The organism is Martinezella rhizogenes, from assembly GCF_000799715.1.
GTDB classification, from domain to species: domain Bacteria; phylum Pseudomonadota; class Alphaproteobacteria; order Rhizobiales; family Rhizobiaceae; genus Rhizobium; species Rhizobium rhizogenes_C.
The window spans coordinates 82,731-95,359 of sequence record NZ_JUHG01000020.1 but is presented as its reverse complement, the minus strand read 5'-3'; the positions used below and the strand labels follow the sequence as shown (position 1 = coordinate 95,359).

The following is a 12,629-nucleotide window of genomic DNA, read 5'->3' as shown; positions in this document are numbered from 1 at the left end:
GGGCGATTTGCCGCAGTGGGGCGTGAAAGCAGTGCGCAGGGGTTGACGTGCGGACCGGCATTCAGGAAAAACGGTTGCATGGTTCTGGAGCAGATGATGGATTTCGAAGCATTTTTTAAGGGCGAGCTGGACGGGCTGCACAAGGAAGGCCGCTACCGTGTGTTCGCCGATCTGGAGCGTCATCGCGGCAGCTTTCCGCGCGCGACGCGGCATACGCCCAACGGCCCGCAGGACGTGACCGTCTGGTGCTCCAACGACTATCTCGGTATGGGCCAGCATCCGAAAGTGATCGAAGCGATGAAAGAGGCGATCGATCACTGTGGCGCGGGTGCGGGAGGCACCCGGAATATTTCTGGCACCAACCACTACCATGTCATGCTCGAGCAGGAGCTCGCCGATCTGCACGGCAAGGAAGCCGCGCTGATCTTCACCTCCGGCTATATTTCCAACTGGGCGACGCTCGGCACGCTCGGCGCGCGCATTCCCGGCCTGATCGTCTTCTCCGACGCGCTGAACCATGCGTCGATGATCGAGGGCATCCGTCACGCGAAATGCGACAAGGTCATCTGGAAGCATAACGACCTGCATGATCTCGAAGCCAAGCTCAAGGCCGCCGATCCGAAGGCGCCGAAGCTGATCGCTTTCGAGAGCGTCTATTCGATGGATGGCGACATCGCTCCGATCAAGGAAATCTGCGATCTCGCCGACAAGTATGGCGCCATGACCTATCTCGATGAAGTGCATGCCGTCGGCATGTATGGCCCGCGTGGCGGCGGCATTGCCGAGCGCGAAGGCTTGATGGATCGGCTGACGGTCATTGAAGGCACACTCGGCAAGGCGTTCGGCGTCATGGGCGGCTACATCGCCGCGTCGACGGCATTGTGCGACTACATCCGCTCCTTCTCCTCCGGCTTCATCTTCACGACATCGCTGCCGCCATCGCTTGCCGCTGGCGCCGTCGCCTCAATCCAGCATCTGAAGGTCAGCCAGTTCGAACGCGCCCGTCATCAGGACCGTGTCCGCCGGCTGCGCGCCCAGCTCGACGCCGCCGGTATCCCGCATATGCCGAACCCGAGCCATGTCGTGCCGGTTCTGGTCGGTGACGCCGCCAAGTGCAAGTGGATCTCCGACCTCTTGCTCGACAACGGTGTCTATGTTCAGCCGATCAATTATCCGACCGTGCCGAAGAAGACCGAGCGCCTGCGCATCACGCCGACGCCGCTGCATTCCGACGCCGATATCGAGCACCTGGTTGGAGCGCTGCACGCACTCTGGTCACGCTGCGCGCTGGCAAGGGCTGTGGCGTAAGCCATCGCTTACATTTAATGGGAAACGGCCGCTGTCTACGCAGCCTTTTCCCTTTGCGCCACAAGGACGCCTGCGCGCCGTCGCGCCTCCTCATCGGCGGCAAAGACCGCATCCATCGTCTCGGCGGCTCCGGTGGCCATCATCTGGTCCATGACGGCTTCGGCAATGTCGGCCATTTCCAGGAAGCCGATACGGCCATCCACGAAGGCCTGGAAAGCGATTTCCTCGGCGGCGTTCATGATCGCGCCCTGCAGGCCGCCGCGTTCCAGCGCGGTGCGCGCCAACCGCAATGCGGGAAAGCGAACCTCGTCGGGCGCCTCGAAATCCAGCCGCGCCAGCTTGGTAAAGTCCAGACGGTCGACATTGAGCTTCGGCCGCGTCGGATAGGTCAGTGCATAGCCGATGGCCGTGCGCATGTCCGGACAGCCGAGCTGCGCCAGCACCGAACCGTCGGTATAGCCGACCATAGAGTGGATGACGGATTGCGGATGGACCACGACCTCGATCTGGTCCGGGCGGACGTTGAAGAGGTGCTTGGCCTCAATCATCTCAAGCGCCTTGTTGAACATCGAGGCGCTGCCGATGGAGATCTTCAGGCCCATGGACCAGTTCGGATGCGCGCGCGCCGTCGCGGCCGTGACATTGGCCATCTGCTCGCGCGACCATGTGCGGAAGGGGCCACCGGAGGCCGTGAGGATGATGCGCTCGACCGCGTGCTGCTGGTCGTCCTCCAGCGTCTGAAAAATCGCGCTGTGTTCGCTGTCGACCGGGATCAGCCGTCCGCCACCTTCCGAAACAGCACGCACAAAGAGATCGCCGGCGGAGACCAGGCATTCCTTGTTGGCAAGCGCGATATCGGCGCCCCGGCGCGCGGCTTCGAGCGTCGGCGCAAGGCCTGCCGTGCCGACGATCGCCGCCATCACCCAGTCCGAGGGAATGGAGGCGGCCTCGATCAACGCGTTCCGGCCGGCGGCGACTGCGATGCCGGTACCGGCAAGGGCTTGCTTCAGCGCCTGGTAGTGGTCTTCATTGGCGGTGACGGCAAGTGCTGCGCCGCAGGCTTTCGCTTGGCTTGCCAGCAGATCGATATTGTCGTGTCCGGTGATCGCGGTGATCTCGAAGGCGTCTCGTCCGCCCAATTGGGCAATGACATCGAGCGTGTTCTGGCCGATCGAGCCGGTCGAACCCAATATCGTCAGGCGGTGTGGCGCCTTGCTCCCGGTTGTCATTTCCAAGTATCCGCATCTTGCTGTCGTCGCCCATGGCTCTACAGGGGATCGCGGAGAGCGGCAAGTCCGCAGCCATCGCGGCGAACGTCTGCTCCAGTCCACTACTCCGGAGATTACTGATTCTAATGATAATTTACAGGCATCTGGTGAACCATTTGCCGAATGCCACGTTTCATGTCGGCGAAACGGCGGGAGACAGGCAAGGAATGGTTTTCAAGGCGGCTACATTTCATGGCATCGCACCGGTGATGGAAAGCGAATACGCGATGCGTTCGGCGCTGGAATGCGAGGTCGCCAATGCACTCGCCGTTGCAGGCGGTCTTGACGCCTCCGACGTCACGGTCACCGCCGTTGGCCAGGAAATCCGTCTTGCCGGAACGGTGGCGACACTGGACGAGGTGAAGCGGGCCAGTGCGGTGGCGGAGGCGATGCGGGGAGTGAGGCTGGTGAGGAACAGGATCGTGGTGGGGTGAAGAGCGCGGGGGGAACGGCGCGCACGAAAAATAGGTTCATACGCTGCTCGTCGTTGCCAGCCAAAAGAACAGCTTGGTCGTATCCGGGTCATCCGACGGATCGGAACCGGTGCGGTGGAGCACGCCGCCTAATTTCTCGATGACCCGCCTCGAGGCAAGGTTATCTTCGTTGCAGATGATGCTTATTCTTTTAAAGCCGGCCTGGGCTGCAATGGGCAGCAAGAGGCGAAGCGCTTGCGTGGCGTAGCCTCTGCCCTGCTTCCACGGGACGATCGAGTAACCCACATGGCCCGGCAGATGAAGCGGCAATTGGCTTGTTCCCGGTAGATGACGAAGTGTGATGTAGCCGCAAAATTCTCCATCCCAGATCCAGAATGGCCGGAGAATGATGCGTTGAGGCTCTCGGCTGGATACTGATGTCGCAACGACATCGCCGGATGTGAAGCGGGCCAGGAAACCCGCCCTATCGTTTCTGAGCATATCGAGTTCGGCTTCGACATAGGCCTTGTCCTGCTGGCGCCTGGGGTCGGGTGACCATCCCTTTGCCAAGGCGTCCTCGAAGCCGGACAAGTTCAGCAGGCTTGGCTCGATCAGGACAAGGGAGCCTGACGACTCTTGGTGCTCTGCCATCTCTCCTCCTTGTTCGAAACGATAATGCCGATCGCTCCCACCGGCTGTTGAATAGAATCTCGTGAGATGGTTCACGTTTTATGAAGAACTGGCGGCGATGGTACCGGCATTGCTATGTGATTCGAACCGCAATGACGGAGATGGTATGACGCTTCTACAGTTCCCGGCCGACAGACGCACCGCAGACGTAAGACGCTGTGCCGAAGCCCTGCAGCAATTGCATGGAGAGGCGGCAAATCGCTTTTGGCGGTCGGAAATGGCTGGATTTGCAGCCGGGCTCAGGGGACAGGGCGTCGCCGAGGACGAGATCGGTCATCAGGCCGGCCTGTTCATGCGCGCGGTGCAGATGGAGCTGGAGATGGTGTTCGCCGCTGAAGAGGCTCTGGCCTAGGTCTTTCGAAGCTCGATGGTCGCCTAGCTTGGATTGGCGGCGAAGGCGGCAAGCTGTCTTGGCGATCGAATATGGATGATCCGGGCGTGCCCGCGATGCGCTTCGATGGCGTCAAGCAGCTTCGGCCGCATGTCCCGATGCAGCCGCCACATCATTTTAAAGAGACGAATGGTCACCGGAAACATTGGGCATCCCTCCGGTCCGTCCGGACGGCCAAGGAAAAGCGACTTCATCTGGCGCTTGCTGGCCCACCAGTAGTGAACCCAGATCGGATGATCCACGAACACGATCGTATCAGCGATATCCATGCGACGTTGAACGGACTCCCACGACCCGTAGCCGTCGATCAGCCACCGCTCTTGCGAAAGCTAGGCTTCGTGGGAGGCGGTAAATTCAGACTGAGACGCCTGAACCCAATTCGGTTTCCATTGGATCTTGTCGATTGCGTAATAGGGGAGTGTTTGCACAGCGCTCAACGCCCTGCACATCGTCGACTTCCCGCCGCCCGCATTGCCGATCACCATCACCCGTGTCATGGATGAAGGATAGCCTGATGGCGGCATGGGCGCAAAGACTGCTCTGGTCGTTTCAGGAAGAAAATAGTGGTGATCTCGACGCGATTCGAACGCGTGACCCCCAGATTAGGAATCTGGTGCTCTATCCTGCTGAGCTACGAGACCACTTGGGATGATCCATACAAAAGCAAAGGCGTGAAGCCAAGCCCTTTTACGTCCTAGGGACAATTCGCTTTTGTGCTGCCATGCGCCCCGGTCAGGCGCATGGCAAATGGCGGTAGTGCCTCAGGCGTTCAAGCGCTGTTCCGCGAGGCGGACCCAGTAGGAGACGCCGTGGGCGATGGCTTCGTCGTTGAAGTCGTAGGCGGCGTTGTGCAGGCCCGCCGTGTCGCCGTTGCCGACGAAGATGAAGGCGCCGGGGCGGGCGTTCAGCATGTAGGAGAAATCCTCGCCGCCCATCATCGGATCGACATCAGGGACGACATTGGCCGTGCCAGCGATATCCTGGGCAGCGGCAAGCGCGTACTCGGTCTCGTCGGCGTGGTTGAATGTCACCGGATAGTTGCGCTGGAACTGGATATCGGCCTCGGCGTCGTGGCTGGCGGCAATGCCGGCGACGATCTGCTTGAAGCGTCGCTCGGCGAGATCGCGGATCGCCGGATCGAGGGTGCGGACCGTGCCTGCAAAGCCGGCATTGTCGGGAATGACGTTATAGGCGTTGCCGGCATTGAACTTGGTGACGGTGACGACCACGGACTTCAGCGGATCGGCACTGCGCGAGGCGATCAGCTGCAGGTTGGTGACGATCTGGGCGCCGATGGCGATCGGGTCGATGGTCTTGTGCGGCATGGCTGCATGGCCGCCGCGGCCCTTGATGGTGACGGTGAATTCGTCGGTCGCCGCCATGATCGGGCCCTTGCGGATGGCGAACTGGCCGACCGGCAGCCCAGGCAGGTTATGCATGCCGTAGACCTCGGCGATCTCGAAGCGCTCCATCATGCCGTCCTTGACCATGGCGTCGCCGCCGGCGCCGCCTTCTTCGGCGGGCTGGAAGATCACGGCGACATTGCCGCTGAAATTGCGGGTCTCGGCGAGATATTTCGCGGCTCCCAGCAGCATGGCGGTGTGGCCGTCATGGCCGCAGGCATGCATCTTGCCGGGCGTGGTCGAGGCCCAGGGCTTGCCGGAAATTTCGGTGAGCGGCAGCGCATCCATGTCGGCGCGCAGGCCGACGGTGCGGCCCGGACCCCGGCCACGGATGAGGCCGACGACGCCGGTGCGGCCGATGCCGGTGACGACCTCATCGACGCCGAAGGACTTGAGCTTCTCGGCGACGAAGGCGGCGGTCTTTTCCACCGCGTAGAGGAGTTCCGGGTTGGTGTGGATATGGCGGCGCCATTCGGTCACTTCATCCTGGAGTTCGGCGGCTCTGTTCAAGATCGGCATATTGACTTTCCTGCTGCTCAATATCGGATTCGGGTTCGGCATTCGGTCTGGCAAACACGTTTCACCATCGCATCGCCTATTTCAAAGCGTTGCGCATGATCAAAAGGCTGTGATCCAAGACCATCCACTTTTCTGTCAAAAAAGAGTAAGATGGTCTGAATTCATGGAACTGGAGCACCCGTTTCGCCCTAGGCGAATGCATGGCCCTCCGGGTAAATAAACTCGTCGATCGCCTTTGCCTTCTCCTAGCCATATAGGTTAAATAGGCGGAGCTTTCGAGAGAATTTCGGACTTCTGAAGGATAGATCGTGCCGACGAAGCAGAATCGTTTGTATGCCGCCTTGCGGCTTGTTCCCATGGCCGCCGCCGCATCCATGCTTTTCCTGTCGACAGCCGGGGTGGCTGGCGCCAATCCGCACGTCCTTGTCGACGCCAATACCGGCCGCGTGCTCGATCATCAGGAAGCCTTCAGCAAGTGGTATCCGGCCTCGCTGACCAAGCTGATGACGGCTTACGTCACCTTCCGCGCCATCCAGTCCGGACAGGTCTCGCTCGATACGCCGGTCGTCATGTCCAAGCTTGCCTCCGCGCAGCCGCCGGCGAAGATGTACTTCAAGCCGGGCCAGAAGATGACGCTCGACAATGCCTTGAAGATGATGCTGATCAAGTCCGCCAACGACCTCGCCATGGCCGTTTCCGAGACGATCGGCGGTTCGCAGCAGGGCTTCGTGGCGCGGATGAATGCGGAAGCCGCCCGTCTCGGGATGCTCGACACGCACTTCATCAATCCCAATGGCCTGCCCGGCCAGGGCCAATATACGACCGCGCGTGACCTTGCCGTTCTGAGCGTCGCGCTCAGACGCGAGTTTCCGCAATATGCCGGCTATTTCTCGCTCGAAGGCTTCACCAACGGCGTCAAGCAGGTGCCGAACATCAACATGCTCATTGGCCGCTACGACGGTGCCGACGGCATGAAGACCGGCTTCATCTGCGCTGCCGGCTTCAACCAGATCGCCTCTGCCACCCGCAACGGCCGTACGCTGATTTCCGTCGTGCTCGGCACCGACAGCCTGGCGGCGCGCGCCGATGATTCCGCCAATTTCCTGGAAAAGGGCTTCCAGAACCAGTTTTCCGGCAAGGATACGCTGGCAAGCCTCAGGCCCTATGGGCCGGGTCAGGATCAGGTCGCTGACCTCACAGCCGAAATCTGCAGCGCCAAGGGCGCGAAGATCCGCAGCGAAACGCGCGACGAAGCCGGCCGCATGAAGGTAAGCTCGCCCTATCTTCACGAAATGGATCATGAGCCGAACTTCGTTTATGCCGGCCTGATCGGCGGACAGGACGCCGCGACCGCCAGCAAGGGCGACAAGGGCGATCTGACGGCCAAGGGCGACAAGACTACAAAGGGCGACAAGATCGCCGCCTCCGGCAATGCCGTGGGCATACCTGTCCCGTTGCCGCGTCCCACGTTCTGATCGGACTTGAACCATGAGCATTCCGCAGCAGAGAGTGCCGGTATCGATCCTGACCGGTTTTCTCGGAGCCGGTAAATCGACGCTTCTGAACCGCATCCTCAAGGATCCAGAGATGCGCGACGCGGCCGTCATCATCAATGAGTTCGGCGATGTCGGCATCGACCATCTTCTGGTCGAAAGTTCCGGCGATGCCATTATCGAGCTCTCCGATGGCTGCCTTTGCTGCACGGTGCGCGGCGAGCTGGTGGATACGCTGGCGAACCTGATGGACGCCATGCAGACCGGCCGCATCCGGCCGCTGAAGCGCGTCGTCATCGAGACGACAGGCCTTGCCGACCCGGCGCCGGTGATGCAGTCGATCATGGGCAACCCGGTCATTGCCAACAATTTCGATCTGGACGGCGTGATCACTGTCGTCGACGCCGTCAACGGCTTGCAGACGCTCGACAATCATGAGGAAGCGCGCAAGCAGGTGGCGGTTGCTGACCGGCTGATCGTCTCCAAGACCGGCATCGAGGGCGCTGCTCCCGCCGGTGCTTTGGAAAGCCGGCTAAGGACACTCAATCCGCGGGCACACATGCTGAAGGCCGACAGCGACGAGGCCGGCCGCGCGGCCATTCTCGTCAATGGCCTCTACGATCCCGCCTCGAAGATCGCCGATGTCGGCCGCTGGCTGCACGACGAGCTGGAGACGGACGACGATCATCACCACGACCATGGGCACGATCACGACCATCACCATGATGGAGATGGGCACCATCATCACCATGGACATCATCACGGCCACCGGCATCAGCATGCCCATGATGTGAACCGCCACGACGACTCGATCAAATCCTTCTCGATTGTCGAAACGCAGCCGATCGATCCGGTCGCGCTGGAAATGTTCATCGATCTGCTGCGGTCCGCGCATGGCGAGAAGCTTTTGCGCATGAAGGCGATTGTTTCCGTGTCGGACAGGCCGGAGCGTCCCGTGGTGTTGCATGGCGTGCAGAACATCTTCCATCCGCCGGTGCGTTTGCCCGCCTGGCCTGATCCGAACGACCGGCGCACGCGCATGGTGGTCATCACCAAAGATCTGCCGGAGGATTTCGTGAAGGGCCTGTTCGACGCTTTCCTGAGCAAACCGAGCATCGATACGCCGGATCGGGCAGCACTTCAGGATAATCCGCTGGCCGTTCCAGGCATGCGGTTCTGATTTCGGGATAAGGCTACGTTTTGCGGATGGTGAAGCGATGGCCGTTGCCGGTCTTTTCGCTTGTCAGCAGGGCATGGCCGTTTTCGTTGCAGAAATGCGGGATGTCGATGATTGCCAAGGGATCGCTGGTCTCGACCGTCAATATGGTCCCAGACGACATGCCGCGCAGGCGCTTTTCTGTCTTCAGGACGGGGAGCGGGCACTTCAGCCCACGCAGGTCGTAGACCCCGTCGTCCAGGCTATTCACCCTTGGCCCAGAACTTCCAGAAGGGCGGCTTCTTGGCCGTGTCGGTCTGCGCGGTTTCCACCGGTGGGGGCGGCGCGTAGGCAAGCGGCGCGCTGACCATGGGGTTCATGGGGTTCGCCATCGGGATCGGCACATTCGTGGGAATGTTGGAAGCGACAGCGATATCGCCGGTCTGAGCCGGCTGCTGTGCGACCGGATCCACTGGAGCCGGAGCGGCCGTTGCCATGCGGATGCTGGCCGTCGTCGGATTAGCGGTGGTGCCGCCGCGGGCGATCTGCTGGGACGACTGGTTCGACATCATCGTCTCCAGATCGGCGACCTTCATCATCTTGCCGGCGGCGAGCGCCGTGCCGGTCGGGGCATAGGCGAGGTCGCGGCCCTTGCGTTGCTTGGCGACGACAGCCTTGCGCTCTGCCTCGGTCGGGTCGTACCAGGCTACGTCATCATATTTCTTCGTGGCTGAAGCATAGTCGGCCTGATATTGCTTGTCGTAGGTGGCAAGCGCGACCTGCAAGGCGGGCGGTGTCGTCATCACAGGGCATTTGCCGCCGGCGTTGAACGGCTCGCCGGCCTGCTGGTTGAAGACATATTTCTTTTCGCAGACTTCCACTTCCGGCGGCCGCTTGGTGACTTCGAAGTTGTCGTAGCCGACCTTCAGCATCTTCCAGAAATCGATATTGGGGCTGAGCCGGTGCTTCCACATGTTTTCCGCCGTCATGCGGAAGGGGAAGGCTTCCAGCTGGATCGACTTCTGGCCGCCCTTGAAGGCGTCGCGCGCGAAGGCGTAGATTTCGAGCACCTGCTGGTCGGTCATCGAATAGCAGCCCGACGATGAGCAGGCGCCATGGATCATCAGGTTGGCGCCGCTGCGGCCATTGGCGGCGTCATAGCGGTTCGGGAAGCCGGTGTTGATGGCGAGATAGTATTTCGAATTCGGATTGAGGTTGGCCGGCGTCAGATTGTAGAAGCCTTCCGGAGCCTGCCGGTCGCCTTCCTTGACCTTCGGGCCGAGACGGCCGGACCAGGCGCAGATGCTGTAGCTGGCGATCACCTCGAAGCGATTGCTCTGGTTCGCCTTGAGGATCTCCATCGTACCTTCTTCCTTGAAGATACGGATCATGATCGGCGAATTGCGGTCCATGCCCTTTTTCGTCATGTCGGCAAGGATACGGCTGGGCAGCGGCTGCTCGACCTTGTTTTTCACCTTCGACAGATCGATCGACGCGGTATCGAGCGCGTCGTTGCAGCCGGCGAGAGCCAGCGCCATCAGGGACATATAGGCAAGGTGACGGATGCGCATTCTGACTTAGCCCATAGATGCGAAGAGCGGCCGTACGATCTGTTTCGCCGCCCCTTCGAAACATGAAACGGAAGCATAGACGGCTTATACTTGATAATTCCTTACCAGCCTATGCCGCGCCTGCGGCGCACCCGCAAGCTTTTCTTTGCCATGAATGGTTCGATAACAAGAATGTGGCCAAGATTTGGCCTCATTCCCGCTCCGAGCGATTACAGGTCTCAAACCAAAGTTAGAGATTGCGACCCATATTGAGGAATTTCTGCCGGCGGTCGCTTCGCAACTGTTCGCCCGAACGGCTGGAGAGCTCGCCGAGCGCGTTGAAAATCACGTCACCGGCAGCCGCGATCACCATCTGCGGGTCGCGATGCGCGCCGCCGAGCGGCTCGGGGATGATGCCGTCGATGATCCCAAGTCCCTTGAGGTCTTCGGCGGTGATCTTCATGTTGGTGGCGGCTTCCTTGGCGCGGGTCGAATCGCGCCAGAGGATCGAGGCAGCACCTTCGGGCGAAATCACGCTGTAGATCGAATGCTCGAGCATATAGACGCGGTTGCCGACGGCGATCGCGATGGCGCCGCCCGAGCCGCCTTCGCCGATGACGAGGGAGATGATCGGCACCTTGAGGCCAAGGCACATTTCCGTGGAGCGGGCAATCGCTTCCGCCTGGCCGCGCTCTTCGGCGCCGACGCCGGGATAGGCGCCCGCCGTATCGACGAGCGTGATCACCGGAAGCTGGAAACGGTCAGCCATCTCCAGGATACGGATCGCCTTGCGGTAGCCCTCGGGGCGGGCGCTGCCGAAATTATGCTTCAGGCGCGACTTGGTGTCGTTGCCCTTTTCCTGGCCGATGATGGCGATGGGCTGGCCGCGGAAGCGGGCGAAGCCCGCCTGGATGGCGGCATCCTCGGCAAATTTGCGATCACCGGCCAGCGGCGTGAATTCCGTAAACAGCGCCTTGGCGTAGTCGACGAAATGCGGGCGCTGCGGATGGCGGGCGACCTGCGTCTTTTGCCAGGCGTTGAGTTTGGAATAGATGTCGGCCATCGACTCACGAACGCGAATCTCGAGCCGGCCCACTTCGTCCGAAGTGTCGATGCTCTCATCTTCGCTCGCGAGCTTCTTGAGCTCGTGAATCTTGCCTTCGAGGTCCGAGATGGGTTTTTCGAAGTCGAGATAATTGTGCATGAGGTGCGTTTCCGATCCTTTTGCCTGTGACGAGAGCCGGCCCGTATAATCTATGTGCCGGTCCTATTCCTGTTTTTTGCCCTGTTTGGCAAGGGGGTGATGCGTTTGCACCAGCTGGTGAAGGCGTTCTTCCAGCACATGTGTGTAGATTTGTGTCGTCGAAATGTCGGAATGGCCGAGAAGTTCTTGCACCACGCGCAAATCCGCACCGTTGGCAAGTAGGTGGCTGGCGAAGGCATGGCGCATGACATGCGGCGAGATCAGCGATGGCGTCAGCCCGGCGCGGATGGCGAGATCCTTCAGGTCGCGCGCGAAGACCTGCCGCGGCAGATAGCCCTGCTTGGAGGCTGCGGGGAAGAGCCAGGCGCTTTCCGGTGCCGGCTGCTTGGCGCTTGCCGCCACTTGCGCCTGCAACTTGCCATAGGTTTTCAGCGCCGCAATGGCTGATTGCGACAGCGGCACCAGCCGCTCCTTGTTTCCCTTGCCTCGGATCATCAGGAAGCGCCCTTCCTGATCCAGCACCTTGGCCGGCAGGGTAACGAGTTCGCTGACGCGCATGCCGGTGGCATAGAGCAGTTCGAGGAGAACGAGCATGCGCAGGCGCTGCAATTGATCGGGACCTTCTTCGGCGGCTTCCTTTTCCGCCTGGGTGAGAAGGCGGGTCACCTCTTCGACCCCCATGGTTTTCGGTAAAGCGCGGCCTTTCTTCGGCGCGTCGAGGATGCCGGTCGGATCGTCCGTGCGCAGACCTTCGGCATAGAGGAACTTGTAGAACTGGCGCATGGCCGAAAGCCGGCGCGCCTGTGACGACGGCTTGAAGCCCTGGCGTGAGAGGCCGGAGAGATAGGCGCCGAGATCGTTCGATCCGGCCTCGGTCAGGCGGACGCTGCGCTCGGACAGAAAGGAATGGAGGTCGTCGAGATCGCGTTCATAGGATTGCAGTGTGTTGACCGCAGCACCACGTTCCGCGCTCATCATTTCCAGAAAGGCTTCCATATGAACGCGGCTCAGATCCTTCACCATGACCTCAGCCCTCATGGTTTCACCGAACCGGTCACCGGCGGGTTGACGCGTTCCGACGGAATGCGGATCGTCACGTCGCGCGGCTGCGGGTCGACGAAGAGAACCAGAGCCCACATTGCCCCATACACCGATCCGGCGATCACCGCGCAGATGACGAGGAAGCGAAACAGGGTCGGCATTTAAAAACTCTCCTCGTCCCAGTCATTGGTCC

15 protein-coding genes and 1 tRNA gene are annotated in these 12,629 nt (G+C 60.9%); 5 read left to right on the top strand and 11 right to left on the bottom strand.

Annotated features, from left to right (window positions below):
* Positions 1-96: 96 nt before the first annotated feature.
* Positions 97-1,308 carry a 5-aminolevulinate synthase gene (gene hemA, locus EX00_RS29710; protein ID WP_047466385.1) on the top strand — a complete coding sequence of 404 codons (1,212 nt, stop codon included), beginning with the start codon at positions 97-99 and terminating at the stop codon, positions 1,306-1,308.
* A 35-nt stretch (positions 1,309-1,343) separates the two neighbouring features.
* On the opposite strand, the gene dxr is transcribed toward hemA, so the two are convergent.
* Positions 1,344-2,537, bottom strand: coding sequence for a 1-deoxy-D-xylulose-5-phosphate reductoisomerase (gene dxr, locus EX00_RS29705; protein ID WP_047465958.1), 1,194 nt, complete (start codon positions 2,535-2,537; stop codon positions 1,344-1,346).
* 206 nt (positions 2,538-2,743) lie between these two features.
* Between dxr and EX00_RS29700 the strand changes: the two genes are divergently transcribed.
* Complete coding sequence (locus EX00_RS29700) at positions 2,744-3,010, top strand: BON domain-containing protein (RefSeq protein WP_047466382.1); 267 nt, start codon at positions 2,744-2,746, stop codon at positions 3,008-3,010.
* A gap of 36 nt (positions 3,011-3,046) precedes the next feature.
* Here EX00_RS29700 and EX00_RS29695 read toward each other — a convergent pair whose 3' ends face one another.
* On the bottom strand, positions 3,047-3,640 hold the full coding sequence (locus tag EX00_RS29695) for a GNAT family N-acetyltransferase (protein WP_047465955.1): 594 nt from the start codon (positions 3,638-3,640) through the stop codon (positions 3,047-3,049).
* Positions 3,641-3,785: 145 nt separating this feature from the next.
* Here EX00_RS29695 and EX00_RS29690 point away from each other — a divergent pair, with 145 nt between their 5' ends.
* Positions 3,786-4,031 carry a DUF6074 family protein gene (locus EX00_RS29690; protein WP_047465952.1) on the top strand — a complete coding sequence of 82 codons (246 nt, stop codon included), beginning with the start codon at positions 3,786-3,788 and terminating at the stop codon, positions 4,029-4,031.
* A gap of 23 nt (positions 4,032-4,054) precedes the next feature.
* Here EX00_RS29690 and EX00_RS30860 read toward each other — a convergent pair whose 3' ends face one another.
* The 4 genes from EX00_RS30860 to EX00_RS29675 form a co-directional block, all read right to left on the bottom strand.
* On the bottom strand, positions 4,055-4,339 hold the full coding sequence (locus EX00_RS30860; protein ID WP_052211029.1) for a P-loop NTPase family protein: 285 nt from the start codon (positions 4,337-4,339) through the stop codon (positions 4,055-4,057).
* A 60-nt stretch (positions 4,340-4,399) separates the two neighbouring features.
* Positions 4,400-4,555, bottom strand: coding sequence for a P-loop NTPase family protein (locus tag EX00_RS32325; protein ID WP_404944052.1), 156 nt, complete (start codon positions 4,553-4,555; stop codon positions 4,400-4,402).
* 79 nt (positions 4,556-4,634) lie between these two features.
* A tRNA-Arg gene (locus EX00_RS29680) sits at positions 4,635-4,711 on the bottom strand.
* 120 nt (positions 4,712-4,831) lie between these two features.
* Positions 4,832-5,992 (bottom strand): M20 aminoacylase family protein, encoded by a 1,161-nt coding sequence (locus EX00_RS29675; RefSeq protein ID WP_047465947.1) that lies wholly within the window; start codon positions 5,990-5,992, stop codon positions 4,832-4,834.
* Between the two features lie 308 nt (positions 5,993-6,300).
* Between EX00_RS29675 and EX00_RS29670 the strand changes: the two genes are divergently transcribed.
* Positions 6,301-7,467 carry a D-alanyl-D-alanine carboxypeptidase family protein gene (locus EX00_RS29670; protein WP_047465943.1) on the top strand — a complete coding sequence of 389 codons (1,167 nt, stop codon included), beginning with the start codon at positions 6,301-6,303 and terminating at the stop codon, positions 7,465-7,467.
* Between the two features lie 13 nt (positions 7,468-7,480).
* Positions 7,481-8,665 carry a CobW family GTP-binding protein gene (locus tag EX00_RS29665; protein WP_047465942.1) on the top strand — a complete coding sequence of 395 codons (1,185 nt, stop codon included), beginning with the start codon at positions 7,481-7,483 and terminating at the stop codon, positions 8,663-8,665.
* 13 nt (positions 8,666-8,678) lie between these two features.
* On the opposite strand, the gene EX00_RS29660 is transcribed toward EX00_RS29665, so the two are convergent.
* The 5 genes from EX00_RS29660 to EX00_RS31835 form a co-directional block, all read right to left on the bottom strand.
* Positions 8,679-8,912, bottom strand: coding sequence for a sulfurtransferase TusA family protein (locus EX00_RS29660; RefSeq protein ID WP_047465940.1), 234 nt, complete (start codon positions 8,910-8,912; stop codon positions 8,679-8,681).
* Entirely contained in the window at positions 8,905-10,212 is a 1,308-nt protein-coding gene (locus EX00_RS29655) for a L,D-transpeptidase family protein (protein ID WP_047465939.1), read from the bottom strand. The genes EX00_RS29660 and EX00_RS29655 overlap by 8 nt, the downstream gene beginning before the upstream one ends.
* Before the next feature lie 229 nt (positions 10,213-10,441).
* Positions 10,442-11,395 carry an acetyl-CoA carboxylase carboxyltransferase subunit alpha gene (locus tag EX00_RS29650; RefSeq protein ID WP_047465936.1) on the bottom strand — a complete coding sequence of 318 codons (954 nt, stop codon included), beginning with the start codon at positions 11,393-11,395 and terminating at the stop codon, positions 10,442-10,444.
* 63 nt (positions 11,396-11,458) lie between these two features.
* Complete coding sequence (xerD, locus tag EX00_RS29645; RefSeq protein WP_202903793.1) at positions 11,459-12,415, bottom strand: site-specific tyrosine recombinase XerD; 957 nt, start codon at positions 12,413-12,415, stop codon at positions 11,459-11,461.
* Between the two features lie 14 nt (positions 12,416-12,429).
* Positions 12,430-12,597: a hypothetical protein gene (locus tag EX00_RS31835; protein WP_047465933.1), complete on the bottom strand. Its 168-nt coding sequence runs from the start codon at positions 12,595-12,597 to the stop codon at positions 12,430-12,432.
* Positions 12,598-12,629: the final 32 nt, after the last annotated feature.